A 21,757-nucleotide genomic window follows, 5' to 3' on the forward strand; every position below is an offset into this window, starting at 1 on the left:
AGGAAATACAACACAAAGGATTTAAAAAACAAAAAATGCCCCGCAACTGCGAGGCATTTTTATTTTATAACTAAATCTATTATTTCAACGCATCAATTTTGGCTTGAACTTCTGCATCAGTTCCCTCAAAATCTTGGATAGTAACTTTCCCGTTTATGCTTGTTTTAATAGTAGCTTTTACTTTTCCGTCAACATTCGTTTTTTCAATTGAGACTTCTTTAGACATCATATCAGCAGGCATTGCCGCATTCATATATTTACACGTTTTACTAGTGCATCCTTTAGCTACACATTCTTCTTGAGACATTGAAGTACACATTTCAGAAACAGCACAACAAGACGCTTTATTAGCCAATGTATGACTTCCTTCGCCCAATATTGGTGCAATTACCAATCCTATTAAACAAGTTAGTTTAATCAAAATGTTCATCGACGGTCCAGAAGTATCTTTGAAAGGATCTCCAACGGTATCTCCAGTAATGGCCGCTTTATGCGCATCAGAACCTTTATAAGTCATCTCTCCGTTAATTAAAACTCCTGCTTCAAATGATTTCTTGGCATTGTCCCAAGCACCACCGGCATTGTTTTGGAAAACTGCCCAAAGCACACCCGAAACGGTAACACCTGCCATATAACCCCCTAACATTTCTGCAATTAACTGGTTGTTGTCTCCGTAAACTAATTTCCCAAGCAAAACAATTGCAATTGGAAAACCAATAGTCAAAATCCCCGGCAACATCATTTCGCGCAAAGCGGCTTTGGTAGAAATATCGACACACTTCGCATATTCCGGTTTTCCGGTTCCTTCCATAATTCCGGGAATCTCCCTGAACTGACGGCGCACTTCATACACCATGTCCATTGCGGCTTTTCCGACAGAGTTCATCGCTAATGCCGAGAAAACTACTGGTATCATTCCACCAACGAATAGCATTGCTAAAACGGGCGCTTTAAAAATATTGATTCCGTCAATTCCTGTAAAAGTCACATATGCAGCAAATAAGGCTAATGAAGTTAATGCCGCCGAAGCAATAGCAAAACCTTTTCCTGTTGCAGCAGTTGTATTCCCCACAGAATCTAAAATATCTGTTCTGGTACGCACTTCTTTTGGTAATTCACTCATCTCCGCAATTCCACCTGCATTATCAGATATTGGTCCGAAGGCATCGATTGCTAATTGCATTGCAGTAGTTGCCATCATCGCTGAAGCGGCTAATGCCACACCATAAAATCCTGCAAAAGCATAAGAAGTCCAAATTGCCGCAGCAAATAATAATACCGTCGGAAATGTAGAAATCATTCCAGTTGCTAAACCCGCAATTACGTTAGTTCCCGCGCCAGTACTTGATTTTTGAACAATTGCCATAACTGGTTTTGTCCCTAATCCCGTATAATATTCCGTAACTGACGAAATGACTGCCCCAACTGTTAATCCAACAAGGGTCGAATAAAAAACTCTCATGGAAGAAATATCTTGAATCCCTTCACCGAAGAAATTCATTTTCATTGTTTCCGGCAACATATATTGTACTAAAAAGTAACAAGCTACAGCAGTTAATAAGATAGAAACCCAGTTTCCAATATTCAATGCTTTTTGAACTTGCGATTCTTTTGCATTTTCATCTGTAATTTTTACTAACATCGTTCCGATGATAGAAAACAAAATACCAAAACCAGCAATTGCCATTGGTAATAAGATAGGTCCAATTCCGCCGAAAACATCTTTAATATTCCCGCCCATATCTTTAATCACATAATTTCCAAGAACCATGGCGGCCAAAACTGTCGCTACATAAGAACCAAATAAATCGGCACCCATTCCGGCAACATCACCCACATTATCCCCTACGTTATCCGCAATTGTAGCCGGATTACGAGGATCATCTTCTGGAATTCCTGCTTCTACTTTACCCACTAAATCAGCACCTACATCGGCAGCTTTTGTATAAATACCACCTCCAACACGGGCAAACAGAGCAATTGATTCCGCTCCAAGCGAAAAACCAGCTAATGTTTCCAGCACTTTGGTCATATCTTCTGATGAAGTCCAAACGCCACCCATAAAATAATTATAGAAGAAAATAAAGAAACTTGTCAAACCCAACACGGCTAAACCAGCAACTCCCAAACCCATTACTGTTCCGCCGCCAAAAGAAACTTTCAGCGCTTGAGGCAAACTCGTACGGGCTGCTTGTGTGGTTCTAACGTTAGTTTTCGTTGCAATTTTCATCCCCATATTCCCGGCGAAAGCGGAGAAAAATGCGCCAAAAATAAAAGCGACAACTATTAATATATTGGTAGTATGGAATAAGAAAGACATTCCTGCAAGAACAATACTTGCTCCAACTACAAAGAAAGCTAATAAACGATATTCAGCATTAAGGAAAGCTAGTGCCCCTTCATAAATATAATCCGAAATCTCTTTCATTTTACCGTCTCCGGCATCTTGTTTTAAAACCCATTTTCTTTTTACAAGCATAAATGCCAGTCCAATAAATGCCATGACTATTGGCAAGTAAATCATTATTGTATTCATAATTTTGGTTTGGTTTTTGGTTATTTTTAATAATGTAACGAAACGAATTTAAACAAAAAAGCAATACTCTTAACGGAGTATTGCTTTTTTTGCAAAAATTATATGTGTGGGAATTATTTAATACTAAATAATCCTTCTGGTTTGTTTTCAATATCGTCAAAACGTTTTGTACATTCTTTGATAATGGCATACGCCTCATTCACATCACCCCAACCACCAACATCTACTGTCTTGTTTTCAAGGTCTTTATAAACTTGGAAGAAATGTTCGATTTCTTTTAGTAAATGCGGATTCATGTCAGACAAATCGTTCAATGAATTCCATATTGGATCTGAAACCGGTACACAGATTACTTTTTCGTCTGGTCCTTTATCGTCGGCCATATGAAAAACACCAATTGGTTTTACTTCCATTACACATCCAGGAAAAGTTGGTTCATTTACTAATACTAGAACATCCAAAGGATCTCCATCTAATGCTAAAGTTTCAGGAATAAATCCGTAATCAGCCGGATACATCATGGATGAAAAAAGCATTCTGTCAAAACGCATTCTTTTTATTTCGAAATCATATTCGTATTTATTTCTACTTCCTCTTGGTATTTCGATAAGAACATCGAAAGTTGTTAATTTGTCTGCAGTCATTTTAGTTTTTTCTTTTCTATAATTATGGGTGCAAAAATAAGCAAACCATACGTTTTTACAATGAAAAATCGACGTTATCTCTATATTAAATTTTCATAAAATTAATATTGATATACTATAGTTCTGTTTCTTTTGTTCAAATAATAATGCCATAAAAGAAATGTGGCATAAGAACGATACGGACTCCATTGCGCAGCATGAACTTCCATCGCTTCTTTTTCGTGAATATCTAGTAATTCTTTTATGGTATTTATTACGGCAATATCTCCTAGCGGGAGCAAATCCGGGGCTTGCAGACAAAACATCAAGTAAATATCTATGGTCCAGTTTCCTATTCCTTTTATTTTAATGAGTTCTTGTCTTACTTGATCCGCTGTTTTGGTCGGCAAACTTTCTAAATCTATATCCTTGTTTAGTATAGCAATTGACAACGCTTTGATATAAGATGTTTTTTGACGGCTTACGCCAAGTGTCCTCAATTCTTCATCCGGCAAATCCCGCAGAATGCCCGGTTCAAAGATTTTTATCTTTTCTCTTAATTTTAAAAAAGTGGCTTTGGCGGAATCTATCGAGACTTGTTGTTCCAATATTAACAACACTAAAGTCTCAAAACCTTGCGGTCTTTTTGGAATCGTTGGAAGCCCGTATTTCTCAATTATGAGTTTAAAAATAGTATCTTTTTCTGAAAGATATTCGATGGCGTGCTGCATAATCTGATTTTTTTAGCCCATCCCGAAGCTTCGGGAGAATTAGCTTCAAATAAAAATAATAAGATTAAATCTGAAATAAATTCGCATTAAAAATAGAATCCAAAAGATCCTTTTACCGAAAAACGATTGGTATCCGGCGTATTCAAATAACTTCCTCTCCACGCGAAATCAACACGTAAAAATTTGAAAATATTTCCAATACCCGCATTGTATTCCCAGTAAACATTCTCCGGTGCATTATAGGCTAATCCGGAAGCATTTAACGCTCTATTCGCATCTGATATTGTTCCATAAACTCCTTTTACTCCAATGATTTCTCTCCAATTGAGTTTTCTCATAAAAGGGATTCTCGAAAAGAATCTCCCTTGAAAATTATGATTCCACTGTAATGTGGTGTATTGATCTGATATAAACTCGTAATAATTAAGGTTGCTAAATGTACTTTCGTTCGAAAAGAAGGTTTGATTCCCCGGGATAACGCTCATCAATCCCAGAGGAATTGTACCAAAGGTTTTCCCCATTTCAAGAATAATATTGGAACGTCCCAAAGGCCCTATTATTATAGGTTGTTTGAAATACAATTGAATCTTTTCATATTTAAAATCACTATCCAACAATCCTTTAAAACCATGACTGTAGTTCACAGAAACTTCACTATACGGACTGTCTGCAATGTCTCTTTCTACGGCAAACCCAATGGCTTTTCTTTTGGGGGTATAACCTACCCGAAAATTAAATTCCGATTGTTTTACATCGCTTTTAGTAATGGTCTGTGCTGTATCTGTGTAGTAATCCAGACTAAATGTTGGCGAGGCAGATTCTAACGTTCGATAGGAAAACCCAGTTTGAAAGGTTACGTTTTTTACCGGCTCTATTTCTAAAGCAACGGTGCTTAAATTAATACTGGTCAGTTTTCCATTACTTCCCGATGTAAAAATCGTTGACGAAGCATTACTTCGACCCAAAACATCCGTTGAAGCGGTTAAACTCGAACCTATTTGTTCTACATCACGCCTATTTCCTCCAGATAAAATCAGTCGATTTTTCTTATCGACCATCCATTTTCCTGAAAATCCGTATTTAAATTTATCATCTTTAAAACCATACGCAGCATATCCTTGTAATCTCCATGTATCGGCAGTACCAAAATAAGTTCTTGCGCCGGTACGTAGTCGAAGCCCTTCCACTTCATTGTATCCAAATGTGGAAAAAATAGGACCATAATCGATATGGCCAAACTGTACATAACCACTGGCAAGCACCATTACTGAACTTGATATTTGCTTGAATTTTTTAACGGTCTTCAAGGTGTCAAGCATTTTATAAACGCCTAACTCGTCTTTACTCAAATTTTCAAAACGGTTTTCATTCCAGAATTCATCTGATTTAGCGTAAACCGCTTTATCCATATAATTAACCTCCTCCTTATAAAAGGCAACTGGTTTCTCTTTATTGAATTCATGGTTCCTGTAGAAAGAAGTTCTCTTTCCATACAATCCTTTTGATTTTTCTTTTTTGTTTAAAGCAAAATCCGACATCAAATAATCACGCGTCAATAAAAAAACCGAATCATTGACCACATCAAATTCCTGCTCTAAATAAATATCTTTTACCCAGTTGATGTTAGCACTTTTTGTAACGGCCATGTTGATTTTTTTGATCGCAAATGTGGAATCATTAACCCAAAAATCACCCTTGAAAGTCAGTTCGTTCTTGCGTCGGGGATAAAATACAATGTTGTAACACCATTTTTTATCCACAAACGAGCTGTCGCGCAATACATAATTATAAACATCAATTCCGGTGGTAGACAACGGACTGGTAAAGCTTTTGTCAAAAAAAGTAAGGTGGTTGTCATAGATATTATAATCTGAATACAAATCTTTTACAAAAGATAAAATTTGCTGATTCCCTTCAAAACCCGAAGTTTTGTTGGCTTTCATTATCTCTTTTACCTTCTTCAATTTAGTATCTCCATATACATCATACAAAGCCTCATTGATAAAAATAGGCAAATACGTTTTTCCGGTAATTCTGGAAGTATCTACTTGATCAAAAATGAATTCCATGCCTTTGAAAAGTTTACTTTTCATAAAAGCACTGTCAATCGTATTCATATCAAACTCTACCTTCTCATACTTTTCCATTTGGTACTGAGCAAATAAATTCAATCCGTTTTTGCGCTTGTGTTCCCAAATTTTTCTAAGAATATCAAGTGCCGGATTCTTTTTCTTTGAAGTTTTACCCGAAAAAATAACCACTTCTTTCAGGCTTTCGGCTTCATTCAACTGAATTTTAAAATTATAATTTACCGGTTTATCCAAAGTAATCTCTTTTTCTGAAAATCCTACCGAGGAGACTACTATTGTAGTATATGTCTTTTGGGATTCAATATAAAAACGACCATCTTCATTAGTAACAATTCCTTCATTGGAATCTTTGAAAACGACATTCGCAAAAGGAATAGGCTGACCTGATTTATCGACAACAATGCCACTCACTTTTGTTTGCGCAAAGGTGTTATTCGCAAACGCGAATAAAAAAAGCAGACTGATTATTAGGATTTTTTTCATAATTGTAAAAAAAAACTTCATCAAATATTTGTATGATGAAGTTCTTTTGAATTGTTATTTGATTATTTGTACAGTACTTTTTTTACTGCTTTTACAACATCCCCAGCGTTTGGCAACCATTCTTTCAGTAAAACTGGAGAATAAGGCGCTGGCGTATCAGCGGTTGTGATTCGCTGAATAGGTGCATCCAGAAAATCAAAAGCGCGTTCTTGAACTAAATACGTAATCTCAGAAGAAACACTTGCAAAAGGCCAAGCTTCCTCAAGAATTACCAATCTATTTGTTTTTCTTACTGAAGTCAAAATTGTTTCGAAATCTAAAGGACGAACCGTTCTTAAATCGATAATTTCACAGGAGATTCCTTCTTTTGCCAATTCATCAGCAGCGATGTACGCTTCTTTGATTATTTTTCCAAAGGATACAATCGTAACATCCGTTCCAACACGTTTAACATCAGCAACGCCAATTGGGATTGTATATTCACCATCTGGCACCTCTCCTTTGTCACCATACATTTGCTCTGATTCCATAAAAATTACAGGATCATTATCTCGAATAGCAGATTTCAAAAGTCCTTTTGCATCATAAACGTTAGAAGGAACCACAACTTTAAGTCCTGGAGTATTTGCAAACCAGTTTTCTAAAGCTTGTGAGTGCGTTGCTCCTAATTGTCCTGCTGACGCGGTTGGGCCACGAAAAACGATTGGCACATTAAATTGCCCACCCGTCATCTGGCGCATTTTAGCGGCGTTATTTATAATTTGATCAATTCCTACTAAACAGAAATTGAATGTCATGTATTCTACGATTGGTCGACACCCGTTCATTGCTGATCCTACTGCAATACCTGTAAAACCAAGTTCCGCGATTGGAGTATCAATAACTCTTTTTTCGCCAAATTCAGCAAGCATTCCTTTAGATGCTTTGTAAGCACCATTATATTCTGCAACTTCTTCACCCATTAAGTATATGGACTCATCGCGACGCATTTCTTCACTCATTGCTTCGCAAATGGCCTCTCTAAATTGTATCGTTCTCATAGTTATAGTGTATGTGTGTAATTTTTAGAAAAGCAAAAATAATTATTTAAAACCACTTTAATGCATAAATTACTTTAAAATAATCAGGAGCTATTTCCGGCTAACCGCTATATCTTCTTGCAGTCTAGTTCTAAAAAACTAGACTGCAAGAAGGATGCCGCTTTTATCCGGGCTACGAAATCGATGTAATACAGAGCAATTCTCTTACTCTATAAAATTTACAACATTTCAATACTAAAAAGGAGTGATTGAATTTCTGTTTTATTTATTTCCATAACAAGTATTTATCACTATAAAATCACAAAAAAATAACGGAAGCATTTTTTATCAAAAGCGGTCTTTACTGTCCAAAGCGATAAATCTTCCTATTAAATCTCCGAAATCGTAATAGTTATGATAAAAATATTATGCACGCATAGTATTTATTCGAATTAAAATTTTAAATTTGTAAAAGAAATTAAGAATAATTAAATATATACTTATGAAAATATTAGTTTGCATCAGTCACGTTCCTGATACTACTTCAAAAATTAACTTTATCAATGGCGACTCAGAATTTGATACTAACGGTGTTCAATTTGTGATTAATCCAAATGATGAATTTGGTTTAACACGAGCTATTTGGTTCCAAGAACAACAAGGTGCAACGGTTACAGTTGTCAATGTTGGAGGACCAGAAACAGAACCAACTTTAAGAAAAGCATTAGCAATAGGCGCAAACGAAGCCATTCGTGTCAATGCAAATCCAACAGACGGTTTTTTTGTTGCTAAGCAACTTGCTGAAGTAATCAAAAATGGAGGATACGATATTATTATAGCTGGAAAAGAATCTTTGGATTATAATGGTGGAATGGTTCCTGGAATGATTGCCGGTATTTTAGGATACAACTTTTTGAATTCTTGTACTTCGCTGACCGTTGATGGTACAAATGTAAAAGCAGTTCGTGAAATTGATGGCGGAAAAGAAACCGTTGCTACTACTCTGCCTTTGATTATTGGTGGACAAAAAGGATTAGTAGAAGAGAAAGATTTGCGTATTCCAAACATGAGAGGAATTATGACTGCTCGAACTAAAGCAATGACAATTCTTGAACCTGTTAATGCGCCATCATCAACTAAAGCAGTGAAATTTGAAAAGCCAGCTCCAAGATCTGCTGTGAAATTAATTTCTCCTGACAATTTAGACGAATTAATCAATTTATTACACAACGAAGCAAAAGTAATCTAACTGTCATAAAGTCGAATGTCGAAAGTCAAAAGGATAGAAGTTTATACTAATTTCCATTTATGACTTTAGACTTTAAAACTTTAAGACTAAAATAAAAAATTATGTCAATATTAATATATGCAGAATACGCAGAAGGAAAATTCAAGAAAGTAGCTTTCGAATTGGCTTCTTATGCTAAAAAAGTAGCGGAATCATTAGGAACAACTGTAACGGCAGTGACTGTTAACGCAGGAGATGTTTCAGAATTATCAAAATACGGAGTAGACAAAGTATTAAAAGTAAACAACGATAAATTATCAGGTTTTACAGCAAAAGCGTATGCTGATGTAATCAAACAGGCTGCTCAAAAAGAAAATATTAAATTAATTTTACTTTCGTCAACTACGGACAGTATTTATCTTTCATCACTTGTTGCAGTAGCTTTAGAGGCTGGTTATGCATCAAATGTTGTTGGATTACCGGTTTCAACTTCACCATTTCAAGTAAAAAGAAATGCTTTTTCAAACAAAGCATTCAACATCACTGAAATTGACACTGATGTAAAAGTGCTTGGACTTGCCAAAAACTCGTACGGAATTGTTGAAAGTGCATCTACGTTAACTGAAGAAGATTTCAACCCATCTATTGGAGACAATGATTTTGGTGTAAAAGTAGAATCAGTAGAAAAAGTTTCCGGAAAAGTTTCTATCGCTGATGCTGACATCGTCGTTTCAGCTGGTCGCGGATTAAAAGGGCCTGAAAACTGGGGAATGATTGAAGAATTAGCTTCAGTACTTGGTGCTGCAACTGCTTGTTCAAAACCAGTTTCAGATTTAGGTTGGAGACCTCATGGAGAACACGTAGGACAAACTGGAAAACCGGTTGCCACAAATTTATATATTGCTATTGGAATATCTGGTGCAATACAACATATTGCAGGAATCAACTCTTCTAAAGTAAAAGTAGTAATCAATAGTGACCCAGAAGCCCCTTTCTTCAAAGTGGCTGATTACGGAATTGTTGGTGATGCATTTGAGATTGTTCCAAAATTAATTGAAAAATTCAAAGCTTTCAAAGCACAAAACTAGTCTTTTTAATAAATCATCTAATTTGCTATCTAAAAAACAAGATATTTGTATCTTTGCTTTTAGATAGCATTTTTTTTGCACCCCCTTTATTATTAAAAAAGTACACGTACTTTCCCATTACAACAATTATGAGCTTAGTTAAATTATCCATAAAAGGAATTTCATATAGTCAAACTCAAAACGGAGCCTATGCTCTAATTTTGAATGAGGTTGATGGCGAAAGAAAGTTACCTATTGTCATAGGTGCTTTTGAAGCCCAATCTATTGCTATTGCTCTGGAAAAAGAAATAAAACCGCCTCGTCCTTTGACGCATGATTTATTCAAAAATTTTGCAGAACGTTTTGATATCACTATAAAACAAGTCATAATTCACAAATTAGTGGACGGTGTTTTTTATTCCAGTATCATTTGCGAAAGAGATAAAATTGAGGAAATAATAGACGCACGCACTTCTGATGCCATTGCATTAGCACTGCGATTCAATGCTCCTATTTTTACTTACAAGAACATTCTGGACAAAGCCGGGATCTATTTGAAAGCAAACCCATCAGATGCGAATAAAGATTCTCAAGAACTGGATGATGTACTTTCTAACCCGGACACTTTCGGGCGAGAAGAAGAAAGCAATCAATCCGGAAACACTTATTCCAAGCATAGTTTACAAGAATTAAATGAATTATTGGATCAAGCCGTAACTCATGAAGATTATGAAAAAGCCGCAAAAATTAGAGATGAAATCTCGAAAAGAGAATCATAATTTATTCTCATATGTTTCCTGAATAAACCAAGAACCGATTAACCCCAAATAAAATGAAGCAATATTTAGATTTAGTGCAACACGTTATGGAAAACGGTTGTCAAAAAGGAGATCGAACAGGAACAGGAACAAAAAGTGTTTTTGGATATCAAATGCGCTTTGATTTAAGTGAAGGTTTTCCAATGGTTACCACTAAGAAACTGCATCTAAAATCTATAATATACGAATTGCTTTGGTTCTTAAAAGGAGATACAAACATAGCCTATCTTCAAGAAAACGGAGTGAAAATATGGGACGCTTGGGCTGATGCCAATGGCGACTTAGGACCTGTTTACGGTCATCAATGGCGCAACTGGAACAGCGAGGAAATCGATCAAATCACGGATCTAATTACCGAACTCAAAACTAATCCGAATAGCAGAAGAATGCTTGTTTCTGCATGGAATCCTTCTGTACTACCTGACACAACAAAATCATTTGACGAAAATGTAGCCAACAATAAAGCCGCATTGCCTCCTTGTCATGCTTTCTTTCAGTTTTATGTTTCCGACGGAAAACTATCCTGTCAGTTATACCAAAGAAGTGCCGATATTTTCTTGGGAGTTCCCTTTAATATCGCTTCTTATGCATTGCTAACTATGATGATTGCACAAGTTTGTGATCTAGAAGCTGGAGAATTTATCCACACTTTTGGTGATGCTCACATTTATAACAATCATTTTGAACAACTTGAATTACAGTTGTCCCGAGAGCCGAAACTATTGCCAAAAATGATTTTGAATCCAGCCATAAAAAATATTTTCGAATTTGATTTCGAAGATTTTACTCTAGAAGGATATGAGCCGCATCCAATTATAAAAGGAAGCGTTGCCGTTTAAATTACGCTGATCTTTCTTCTTAAATTAAAAACATATAAAAATCCGCTTCATAGCGGATTTTTATATTTGATTAGATAGACAAAACACTGTTTTCTGTCCCAGCAAAATCATTCCATTTGAAAGAATCTGCTTCTGGTTCATTTACGAATTGACCATCTATAACATATTTAAACTCATAAGATGCATCTTTATTCAAGTCGAAAGTAGCTTTGAAAGTTCCGTTTTTTAATTTACCTAAGGCTCCTTCTGTTAAATCCCAACTATTAAAATCACCAACTACTGATGCTGATGCTGCTTGCTTTGCATCTACCGAAAATGTAACTTTACAAACTGGTTTTGTTTTTACAAATTGTTTCTTTATCGACATAACTATTTCATTTTTAGATTTATGAGACAAAGAAAACGAATTCGGTTGGACTTTCAAAAAACCATCTTACGATTTAATGAAATGAATTAAGCAGCGTTAATTTTTAAATGATTTACCAAATTATTTAGTTTTAATTTTGATATTCAAAATAAGAAAACGTTTTCTTACTAAATTATATACAACCAAAATATTACCTTTCCAAAATTAATTTTATCTTTATAAAATAAAAATGAACTATGGAAAAAGAACTACACGAACAATATGAATATGCTCGTAGAAGAATAAAACAAAAAAAAGGGCTTTATTTTCATTCTGTTTTATTCCTTTTAGGAAGTTTATTTTTGTTTATTGCCCATAAATTTCTCAATATTGGAATAGAAACAAATTGGTGCATTTGGGTAATTACAATATGGTTTTTCCTTTTTATTCTACACTTCATAAAAGTATATATAACCGATCGTTTTATGAATAAAGATTGGGAAAGAGAACAAATAGACAGACTGGTTGCTTTACAGCAAAAGAAAATAATCCAATTAGAATCACAGTTAAATGAAGAATCCGCTACATAAAATTTAAAAAAATGATAGTAATGATTGCGGCTGTAGCCGAAAACAATGCACTTGGAAAAAACAACGAATTAGTTTGGCATCTTCCAAATGATTTCAAAAGGTTTAAAACACTTACCTCAGGACATCACATAATAATGGGTAGAAAAACATTTGAAAGCTTTCCAAAACCTCTACCCAACAGAACACATATAGTTATATCCAGACAGGAAGATTATCAACCAGATGGCTGTATTGTAGTTGACAGCATGGAAAAAGCAATAGAAATATGTCCTAAAAATGAAACCACATATATTATAGGTGGGGGAGAAATTTACGTTTTAGGACTACCATTTACCGATAAAATTGAAATTACACGGGTACACGAATCTTTTGATGCAGATGCTTTTTTCCCAGAGATAAATCTTGAAGAATGGGACAAAACCATTTCAGAATTCAATAAGAAGGATGAAAAACATCTTTACGACTACAGTTACGATACCTATTTAAGAAAATAAAAAAACATCCCATTATGGGATGTTTTTTTTTACAATGATAAGAGAAATGACCTACTCTTGAAACAGTATTTGATAACATAAAAGAAAAATTACAAATATTAAAAATACTCCAGAGATGAAGATAATAACATTTGACGTTTTTTGAGAATACATCTCAAAGAAGCCTTTAATACCAAATACCACGAAGGTACTAAAGACGAAGAAAACTAAAATTTCCAAAAACAAATTTAATCCTAAGAACGTATTTTGCGCTTTCAACAAAGTACCATTTAATAAAATAGTACTTTCAACACCGCTTACAAGAACAAAAGAGATTGTTAACGCAAGAAAAAACCACTTTGTTTGGGTCATTAAATCCCTCTTAATCATTGATTCTAATATTTAAAACTAGAAAGTAAAATTCAACATTAAAAATTATCCTTGCAATACCCACTTTTAGTGATATTTCATTTTTTTTAAAATAAATAAAAGATTCATTCTTCTAACCATGCAAACAAAATCGAATTCAATTTTACAAACCCATTTTTAGTTCGTACGGTTTGTATTATATTTGTGGAAATAAAATTAAAATGTCAAAAAATATTACTCCATATAAAAATTCAACTTTAGGAAAAAAAGAACAAGTTGCACAAATGTTTGATACAATATCCGGAAATTACGACAACCTTAATCGTGTCATTTCTTTTGGAATTGACATAAAGTGGCGTAAAAAAGTATTGCAAATCGTATCCGAATCTAATCCTAAAACAATTTTAGACATTGCAACAGGAACTGGAGATCTTGCAATTTTGATGGCACAGACCAAAGCGGAGAAAATTATTGGTTTAGATATCTCTGCTGGAATGCTTGAAGTAGGCAAAAAAAAGATTGATACTAAACATCTTTCTAACACTATTGAAATGATTTTGGGAGATTCAGAAAACATGACTTTTGAAGACAACTATTTTGATGCTATTACCGTTGCTTTTGGTGTCCGAAATTTTGAAAACTTAGAAAAAGGATTGGCTGAAATACTACGAGTTTTAAAACCAAATGGTGTATTTGTAATTTTAGAAACATCGGTGCCTGAAAAAACACCATACAAACAAGGATATAATTTTTACAGTAAAAACATACTTCCACTTATAGGTAAATTATTTTCAAAAGATAATGTAGCTTATGGCTATTTATCAGAATCTTCAGCTGCATTTCCTTATGGAGAGGCATTAAACAATATTTTGAGAAAAACTGGGTTTATAGATGTTATAGCAATGCCTCAAACATTTGGCGTGGCTACTATTTATTCCGCTTCTAAAAAATAACACTGAAGAACCTTTAGAATAAACATGAAAAAAATAGTTTGCTTAATTCTCTTTGCTTTCACATTGAGTGGATCTGCACAGTTTACTAAAAATATGTTCAGTAAGGACCCTATTATTAACTTAGAAAATTTTCAAAATAAAAGACTTTATTTTGGATATTTTTTAGGGTTCAATTCGTATGATTTCAAAATAGATTATAAAACAGTAGGTCCCGATATTCAAGTAAAAAAATCAACTGGATTTAATGTTGGGATTGTGGGTGATTTAAAACTTCATGAATACATAAACTTACGTTTTGAACCAGGATTATATTACACAACAAGAGAGTTAATGTATCCCAATTTCACGACTGAAACTGATGCATTAAGACAGGTAAACAGCACCTACATTCACTTGCCTTTATTGTTGAAATTTTCTTCTCTAAGAACAGGAAATGTTCGTCCTTATATATTAGGAGGGCTATCGACTACTTTAAATCTATCCAGTAATTCAAAATCAGTAGATGACAATTCCGGACAACGATTTAGAGTAAAACCTTGGACTACCAACTATGAAATGGGTTTTGGAATTGATTTTTTCTCTCCTTATTTTATATTTTCGCCTTCTATTCGAGGTATTTTTGGACTTAGAGACGAATTGATTCGAGACAACGACCCTAACAGTCCATGGACCAGCAATATAGAATCCATAAAATCAAGAGCCGTTTTTATCAACTTTACTTTCCATTAAAAAATAGTTTACATTGTTCAGTCACAGTATTCGGTTCTCACTGCAAACTGCGACTGAATACTGAATACTAGCCTCTGCGAAACTCACTTAAAACAATAGCGGTAGCGGTGGCAACATTAAGACTTTCTGTTTTTTGGATGTCTCCAAAACGAGGAATAGTCAATCTGTTTTGAATTAATTTCTCCAATTCTGCCGAAATTCCGTTAGCTTCATTTCCCATAATAATAATTCCTTCCTGAGGCAAACTCGTTTTATAAATATTTTCACCATCCATAAATGTTCCGAAAATTGGTAATTTAGTTTGCGTTATAAAAGCATTCAAATCAACATAATTCACATTTACTCTGGCTATGGATCCCATTGTTGCCTGCACGACTTTTGGATTATAAACATCTACCGTTTCTTTGGAACACAACAACTGATTGATCCCAAACCAGTCACATAAACGCAATATAGTTCCTAAATTTCCAGGATCGCGAACAGAATCAAGAGCAAGAATCAGTCCCGATTCAATCTTATCTTTCTCAACAGGAATTTTAAAGACTGCCAAACAAGAGTTTGGAGTTGACAAAGCACTTATTTTCTTTAAATCATTGTCGTCAATAAGTGTCTTTTTTACTTTCGAAACTTCTTCAAAATCGTTTAAAGTCGAATACAAATGTTCCAGTTCAAAATTAGACTGCAGTAATTCTTGAATTACTTTTACGCCTTCGGCAAAAAATAATTTATTGGTGTTTCGATATTTTTTTTGCTGTAAACTCGTTATAAGTTTTATTTGGTTTTTACTAACCATAAAATAATGTACTTTTGAATTAAATATTTATAACAATTGAAGAAGATTTCCACAAAAATAACAGCATTTATTCTAATAGCAATATTTATTTGCGCATGTAATGCTGTAAAACGAGTTCCCGAGGGAAAATTACTGCTTACTAAAAACGAAATTAAGGTAAATGATAAGATCACAAAAGAAGAAATTGTTTTTAATCAACTGTATCAAAAACCCAACAGCACCTTTCTAGGCTATCGATTGCGATTGAATTTATACAACTTAGCTAACCTGAATCCAGACTCAACCTATCAAGCTAAATTTACTAATAATCCCGGAAAATATGAAAGAAAATCAAAATGGCTATCAGCAAAGCAAGTTGACAGACTGGGTCAGTCTTTCTGGTATCACGGCATCCATGATTTTTTAAAAAAAACAGGAGAACCGCCAGTAATCATTGAGAAAACGAAAATTGATAAATCCATCGTACGCTTAAGATACTATTATTTTAATACCGGTTATTTCAATGTAAAAGCTAATTATACTATAGACACGTTGAGCATGAAAAAAGCCAAAACAAAATATACTATAATTACAGGCGCACCTTATTCTTTGGACACTATAAAAACAACTATTCTAACTCCTGTCTTAGACTCATTGTATGAATCTATAAAATCGAATAGTTTAATAAAATCAGGCAATCAATATAAAACAATAGATTTTGAGAATGAAAAAAACCGAATCACCACTCATTTTAGAAACAACGGAGTTTATTTCTTCCAGCCTAATTATGTAACTTTTGACATTGACACAATCAAAAAAGTGAATAAGGCGAATGTAAATCTTACCATCAATAATTATTCTTATCAAGAACAAGATTCAAGTAGAACGGAACCTTTTAAAATGTATAAAATAAGTGATGTAAACATTTACACCGACTATTCGCCAACTAAAAAGCTAAACATAACTGACAGCACCACATACAACAGTTTTAATCTATACAGCCAGGACAAATTAAAATACAAACCGCGCGCAATCACTAATGCAATCTTTATTACTAAAGGAAGCTTATTTGCAGATAACAAAACGGTTTTAACCACACGTTACCTGAATAACCTTAAAATTTTTAATTATCCAAGTATTCAATATGAAGTTGACGCAAGAGATACGACTGCACACTCGCTAATTGCCAAAATCTATTTGTCCCCACGAAAAAAATACAGTTTTGGCACTAACTTAGACTTAACACATTCTAACATACAGGATGTCGGAATAGGATTAAGTGTTTCGGAAACAATCAGAAATGTTTTTAATGGAGCAGAAACTTTAGAAATTGGAGCGAGAGGAAATATTGGTTCCTCAAAAGATTTAGCAAACCCAAAGAATAATTTCTTCAATGTTTCAGAATACGGACTGGATTTAAAATTAAATATTCCGCGAATTTTCATGCCTTTTAGTACCGAAAAAATCATTCCCAAGAGTATGATTCCTTCCACACTTGCCAATGCAGGTTTTGCAAAACAACAAAACATTGGTTTGGATAAGGAAAATTTTACGGGTGCATTATCCTATAATTGGACTCCCAAAAAAAACAATACCGCACGCTTTGATTTATTCAACGTACAATTTGTAAGAAATCTAAATCCACAAAATTACTTCAATGTTTATGGATCCTCGTATAAAGCATTAAACGAAATTGGGAAAACGTATAGCAACAACACTTCTTATTTTGACACTGATGGAAATTTAATAATTGAAGACGGAACTAGCGGTTTCACCAATGATGTACTAACCGGAACCGGAAGTTTTCTTACACCAATAGCGCAAACAGATTTTCAAAGCGTAAAAAGCATCGAAGAGCGAAGAGTGCGACTTACAGAAAATGATTTTATTCTTGCCACCAGTTTCACCTTTTCAAAAACAACTAAAAAAGATTTGTTGGATAACGACTTTTACCTTTTCAGAACTAAAATTGAGTCTGCAGGGACCCTTTTGTCATTAGTAGCTAAAGGAGCAGGTGTGCCTAAAAATGCAAATGGAAATCACGAAATATTCAATTTAGAATATTCAGAATATATAAAAACGGAGTTCGATTATATAAAACATTGGGATTTAACTAAAGAAAAAGTCTTTGCCGTTCGAACTTTTTTTGGAATTGCAATTCCTTTCGGGAATTCAGACAACGTTCCCTTTTCAAGAAGTTATTTTTCTGGTGGATCTAATGATAACAGAGCTTGGCAACCATACGCCTTAGGACCGGGAAGCAGTGGCGCAACTGATGATTTCAATGAAGCAAATATGAAAATTGCCATTAGCGGCGAATTTAGATTCAAAGTATTAGGCAGTTTAAAAGGAGCTCTTTTTGCTGACGCAGGAAACATTTGGAATGTATTGGATAACGTTGTTGATGAAAAATCAACTTTTACCGGTTTTGGAGATTTAAAAGACATTGCGTTAGGTACTGGTTTTGGACTAAGATATGATTTTAGTTTTTTTGTAATTCGTTTTGATTTAGGATTTAAGACCTACAATCCAGCGAATGAAAGCGGCCAAAAATGGTTTAAAGAATACAATTTTGGACACTCTGTTTTAAATTTTGGAATAAATTACCCATTCTAATTCTATTAATTCTTATTTTTGCAAACTAAAAACTAAAAAAATAACTAAAAAAATTACAATGGCACACAACATAAAACCAGGCGTAGCTACGGGAGATCAAGTACAAGAAATCTTCAATTACGCAAAAGAAAAAGGATTTGCATTACCAGCTGTAAATGTTACGGGATCAAATACCATCAATGGTGTTCTTGAAACTGCTGCAAAATTAAATGCACCAGTGATCATTCAATTTTCTAACGGAGGAGCTCAATTCAACGCTGGAAAAGGACTTTCTAATGTTAATGAAAAAGCGGCGATCGCTGGTGGAATAGCTGGTGCATTACACATTCATACTTTGGCGGAAGCTTACGGAGCAACCGTGATACTTCATACAGACCATTGTGCTAAAAAATTATTGCCTTGGATTGACGGTTTATTAGATGCTTCAGAAAAACATTTTGCTGAAACAGGAAAACCATTGTTCTCTTCTCACATGATTGATTTATCTGAGGAGCCAATCGAAGAAAATATCGAAATTTGTAAAGGTTATTTAGAAAGAATGAGCAAAATGGGAATGACATTGGAAATCGAACTTGGAATTACAGGTGGCGAAGAAGATGGTGTTGACAACTCTGATGTTGATAGCTCAAAATTATATACTCAACCAGAAGAAGTTGCTTACGCATACGAAGAACTTTCAAAAGTAAGCCCAAGATTTACAATTGCAGCTGCTTTTGGTAACGTACACGGTGTTTACAAACCAGGAAATGTAAAATTGACTCCAAAAATATTAAAAAATTCTCAAGATTTTGTTCAAAACAAATTCAATACAGGATCTAATCCAGTAGATTTTGTTTTCCATGGTGGTTCAGGTTCTACTCTTGAAGAAATCAGAGAAGGAATTAGCTACGGTGTAATAAAAATGAATATTGATACTGATTTGCAATTTGCATTTACGGAAGGTATTCGCGATTATATGGTGAAAAATATTGACTATTTGAAAACTCAAATTGGAAACCCAGAAGGTGCTGATGCTCCAAACAAAAAATATTACGATCCAAGAAAATGGTTACGTGAGAGCGAAGTTACTTTCAACGCAAGACTTGAGCAAGCATTTGCTGACTTAAACAATGTGAATACATTATAAAAATAGTGGTCAGTTTTCAGTTTTTAGTGTTCAGTTCTCAAATGCTGATAATGGAACACTAAAGCTGATTACAAAACACTGAATACCTGATTACTGAACACTGAATACTAAATAAATGGCTTGGTTTAAAAGAAAAGAAAAAGGAATTACAACTCCTACTGAAGACAAAATGGACATTCCAAAAGGTCTTTGGTACAAATCGCCGACTGGAAAAATTATTGATGCTGATGAACTGGCTCGCAACTTATTTGTAAGTCCAGAAGATGGTTTTCATGTTAGGATTGGAAGTTCAGCCTATTTTCAAATTTTATTTGACAACAATGAGTTTGTTGAATTAGATAAAAACATGACTTCTAAAGATCCTTTGCATTTTGTGGACACAAAAAAATATGCAGATCGATTGAAAGACGTGATGGAAAAAACCAAACTTAAGGACGCAGTACGAACTGCAGTTGGAAAATCTAAAGGGAAAGAATTGGTAATTTGCTGTATGGATTTCGCCTTCATTGGTGGTTCTATGGGAGCAGTAGTAGGTGAAAAAATCGCAAGAGGAATTGATCATGCTATAAAAAATCAACTGCCATTTGTGATGATTTCGAAATCAGGTGGAGCAAGAATGATGGAGGCTGCATATTCACTGATGCAACTCGTTAAAACATCTGTAAAACTAGCTCAACTTGCCGAAGCAAAACTACCTTATATTTCTTTGTGTACGGATCCAACTACTGGGGGAACAACTGCTTCTTATGCTATGTTAGGAGATATTAATATTTCTGAACCAGGCGCTTTAATCGGATTTGCCGGACCTAGAGTGGTGCGTGACACAACTGGTAAAGATTTACCGGAAGGCTTCCAGACTGCCGAGTTTCTTTTGGAACACGGTTTCCTTGACTTTATAACGCCTAGAAAAGAATTGAAAGACAAAATTAATTTGTACATTGATTTGATTCAAAACAATGAAATACGATAAATTTAAAATCCCGAAATAATCGGGATTTTTTTTGTTTAAAAAGCACAAAGAAAAACGGCTCTCAATTATTTTGAGAGCCGTTTTTATATGAAGTTTAGTACTTTCTTTATCCGATAACAAGTCCTACATCCCGGTTCTAATTGCCTCAACAGGATCCAATTTAGAAGCGGCAATAGCAGGAAGAATTCCAGAAATCAACCCAATTAACGCGGCAAGACCAGTTCCTAAAAGAACATTTCCTATCCCTAAAACGAATTCAAAATCCACCACTTTTGTTAAAACTACTGAAATAATCCAAACCAACAAAAGTCCTATAATTCCGCCAATTACCGAAAGTATGATGGCTTCGAATAAAAACTGAAACAGAATGAATCTATTTTTTGCCCCTAAAGATTTCTGAATTCCTATTAAATTCGTGCGCTCTTTTACGGAAACAAACATAATATTAGCAATCCCAAATCCTCCTACAAGTAGTGAAAATCCACTTATAATCCAGCCTACAACATTCATTTGACCTAAAATATTATCAATAAAATCAGTAAAACCTGAAAATACATTAATGAAAAAATTATCAATTTCTCCCGATTTCAAACCTCTGTAACTTCGTAATTTTTGAGATATTTCACCTTTGTAAGCTTCCATATCAATACCTTTTTCAGGCTTTAAAATAATTACATTCGTTGATGTTGTATTACTGTCTCCGTACAGCTGACGTACAAAATTAACAGGAATAAAAACAGTAGTGTCATTACTGTCTCCAAATAACCCTGCTCCTTCTTTTTTTAAAACCCCAATAACCGTAAATCTTTTCCCATACAAACGAACATTCTTGCCTATTGGGTCAAAATTCTCAAATAATTGTTTTGCAATCTCATCACCTAGGACTATTACTGTAGCACCAGAGTTAGCTTCTGATTCATTGTAAAATCTTCCTTTTTCAAATTCAAGTCCTTGAATATCTATAAATTCATGCGAAACAGGGACAACATTGACATCACTTACGGTTTTAGAGTCGTATTTTATAGATTCTCTTTTTGTGAATATTTGGTATCCCATTTGCGCCGTATTAGTCATAGCACCTTTCATGTAGGTATACTCATCGTATTCAACATTCGGAAACTGCTCCCTTTTCCATTGTGGAATATCAGACGGTCCGAAAGAAAATTTCATTAAATAAATAGTGTTTTTATCTAAGCTGCTTAAATCTTTTGTAATCTTTCTATCCAAAGAATCTACGGCTGCCAGTACCGCTATGATAGAAAAAATACCAATGGTAACCCCCAACAAAGAAAGCAACGTTCTTAATTTGTTATTTCGTAAGGCATTCATTGCAAAACTAAAACTCTCATTTAATAACCGAAGATAGACTAACATAAAAA

Annotated in this window: 19 protein-coding genes; 11 read left to right on the plus strand and 8 right to left on the minus strand. The window is 34.4% G+C overall.

Features of this window, described 5'->3' with window-relative positions; translation table 11 throughout:
* Window positions 1-79: 79 nt before the first annotated feature.
* From ACFX5F_RS09670 to ACFX5F_RS09690, 5 genes are all read right to left on the minus strand, one after another.
* Entirely contained in the window at window positions 80-2,536 is a 2,457-nt protein-coding gene (locus ACFX5F_RS09670) for a sodium-translocating pyrophosphatase (protein WP_379851859.1), read from the minus strand.
* 113 nt (window positions 2,537-2,649) lie between these two features.
* A complete protein-coding gene (locus ACFX5F_RS09675; RefSeq protein WP_073205589.1) occupies window positions 2,650-3,180 on the minus strand; it encodes an inorganic diphosphatase in 531 nt (176 codons plus the stop codon).
* Between the two features lie 101 nt (window positions 3,181-3,281).
* Entirely contained in the window at window positions 3,282-3,890 is a 609-nt protein-coding gene (locus tag ACFX5F_RS09680) for a DNA-3-methyladenine glycosylase family protein (RefSeq protein ID WP_379851860.1), read from the minus strand.
* A gap of 86 nt (window positions 3,891-3,976) precedes the next feature.
* Complete coding sequence (locus ACFX5F_RS09685; protein ID WP_379851861.1) at window positions 3,977-6,463, minus strand: DUF5686 and carboxypeptidase-like regulatory domain-containing protein; 2,487 nt, start codon at window positions 6,461-6,463, stop codon at window positions 3,977-3,979.
* Window positions 6,464-6,525: 62 nt separating this feature from the next.
* Window positions 6,526-7,503: a pyruvate dehydrogenase complex E1 component subunit beta gene (locus ACFX5F_RS09690; RefSeq protein ID WP_379851862.1), complete on the minus strand. Its 978-nt coding sequence runs from the start codon at window positions 7,501-7,503 to the stop codon at window positions 6,526-6,528.
* A 481-nt stretch (window positions 7,504-7,984) separates the two neighbouring features.
* Here ACFX5F_RS09690 and ACFX5F_RS09695 point away from each other — a divergent pair, with 481 nt between their 5' ends.
* From ACFX5F_RS09695 to ACFX5F_RS09710, 4 genes are all read left to right on the plus strand, one after another.
* Window positions 7,985-8,731, plus strand: a complete 747-nt coding sequence (locus ACFX5F_RS09695; RefSeq protein ID WP_379851863.1) for an electron transfer flavoprotein subunit beta/FixA family protein — start codon at window positions 7,985-7,987, stop codon at window positions 8,729-8,731.
* A 101-nt stretch (window positions 8,732-8,832) separates the two neighbouring features.
* A complete protein-coding gene (locus ACFX5F_RS09700) occupies window positions 8,833-9,798 on the plus strand; it encodes an electron transfer flavoprotein subunit alpha/FixB family protein (RefSeq protein ID WP_379851864.1) in 966 nt (321 codons plus the stop codon).
* A gap of 128 nt (window positions 9,799-9,926) precedes the next feature.
* Window positions 9,927-10,556, plus strand: coding sequence for a bifunctional nuclease family protein (locus ACFX5F_RS09705; RefSeq protein WP_073205569.1), 630 nt, complete (start codon window positions 9,927-9,929; stop codon window positions 10,554-10,556).
* Between the two features lie 53 nt (window positions 10,557-10,609).
* Complete coding sequence (locus ACFX5F_RS09710; RefSeq protein ID WP_379851865.1) at window positions 10,610-11,434, plus strand: thymidylate synthase; 825 nt, start codon at window positions 10,610-10,612, stop codon at window positions 11,432-11,434.
* Between the two features lie 70 nt (window positions 11,435-11,504).
* Here ACFX5F_RS09710 and ACFX5F_RS09715 read toward each other — a convergent pair whose 3' ends face one another.
* The gene (locus ACFX5F_RS09715) at window positions 11,505-11,801 is read right to left on the minus strand and encodes an isoamylase early set domain-containing protein (protein WP_379851866.1); all 297 of its coding nucleotides are present in this window, start codon (window positions 11,799-11,801) and stop codon (window positions 11,505-11,507) included.
* A gap of 236 nt (window positions 11,802-12,037) precedes the next feature.
* Here ACFX5F_RS09715 and ACFX5F_RS09720 point away from each other — a divergent pair, with 236 nt between their 5' ends.
* The 4 genes from ACFX5F_RS09720 (at window position 12,038) to porT (ending at window position 14,894) form a co-directional block, all read left to right on the plus strand.
* Window positions 12,038-12,370, plus strand: a complete 333-nt coding sequence (locus ACFX5F_RS09720) for a 2TM domain-containing protein (RefSeq protein ID WP_073205559.1) — start codon at window positions 12,038-12,040, stop codon at window positions 12,368-12,370.
* A gap of 11 nt (window positions 12,371-12,381) precedes the next feature.
* Window positions 12,382-12,864: a dihydrofolate reductase gene (locus ACFX5F_RS09725; RefSeq protein ID WP_379851867.1), complete on the plus strand. Its 483-nt coding sequence runs from the start codon at window positions 12,382-12,384 to the stop codon at window positions 12,862-12,864.
* A 569-nt stretch (window positions 12,865-13,433) separates the two neighbouring features.
* Window positions 13,434-14,165: a bifunctional demethylmenaquinone methyltransferase/2-methoxy-6-polyprenyl-1,4-benzoquinol methylase UbiE gene (gene ubiE, locus ACFX5F_RS09730; RefSeq protein WP_379851868.1), complete on the plus strand. Its 732-nt coding sequence runs from the start codon at window positions 13,434-13,436 to the stop codon at window positions 14,163-14,165.
* 24 nt (window positions 14,166-14,189) lie between these two features.
* Complete coding sequence (porT, locus tag ACFX5F_RS09735; protein WP_379851869.1) at window positions 14,190-14,894, plus strand: type IX secretion/gliding motility protein PorT/SprT; 705 nt, start codon at window positions 14,190-14,192, stop codon at window positions 14,892-14,894.
* A 67-nt stretch (window positions 14,895-14,961) separates the two neighbouring features.
* On the opposite strand, the gene ACFX5F_RS09740 is transcribed toward porT, so the two are convergent.
* On the minus strand, window positions 14,962-15,687 hold the full coding sequence (locus ACFX5F_RS09740; protein ID WP_379851870.1) for a TrmH family RNA methyltransferase: 726 nt from the start codon (window positions 15,685-15,687) through the stop codon (window positions 14,962-14,964).
* Window positions 15,688-15,723: 36 nt separating this feature from the next.
* On the opposite strand from ACFX5F_RS09740, the gene tamL reads away from it, so the two are divergent.
* The 3 genes from tamL to accD all read left to right on the plus strand — a co-directional run bounded on the left by tamL (window position 15,724) and on the right by accD (window position 20,378).
* Entirely contained in the window at window positions 15,724-18,282 is a 2,559-nt protein-coding gene (gene tamL, locus ACFX5F_RS09745) for a translocation and assembly module lipoprotein TamL (protein WP_379851871.1), read from the plus strand.
* A 58-nt stretch (window positions 18,283-18,340) separates the two neighbouring features.
* Window positions 18,341-19,408 carry a class II fructose-bisphosphate aldolase gene (gene fbaA, locus ACFX5F_RS09750; protein ID WP_073205535.1) on the plus strand — a complete coding sequence of 356 codons (1,068 nt, stop codon included), beginning with the start codon at window positions 18,341-18,343 and terminating at the stop codon, window positions 19,406-19,408.
* A 115-nt stretch (window positions 19,409-19,523) separates the two neighbouring features.
* Window positions 19,524-20,378 (plus strand): acetyl-CoA carboxylase, carboxyltransferase subunit beta, encoded by an 855-nt coding sequence (accD, locus tag ACFX5F_RS09755; RefSeq protein WP_073205532.1) that lies wholly within the window; start codon window positions 19,524-19,526, stop codon window positions 20,376-20,378.
* Between the two features lie 123 nt (window positions 20,379-20,501).
* On the opposite strand, the gene ACFX5F_RS09760 is transcribed toward accD, so the two are convergent.
* Window positions 20,502-21,752 (minus strand): ABC transporter permease, encoded by a 1,251-nt coding sequence (locus ACFX5F_RS09760; RefSeq protein WP_379851872.1) that lies wholly within the window; start codon window positions 21,750-21,752, stop codon window positions 20,502-20,504.
* Window positions 21,753-21,757 lie beyond the last annotated feature (5 nt).

The sequence above is a fragment of the Flavobacterium zhoui genome, assembly GCF_042787235.1.
GTDB lineage: Bacteria > Bacteroidota > Bacteroidia > Flavobacteriales > Flavobacteriaceae > Flavobacterium > Flavobacterium zhoui.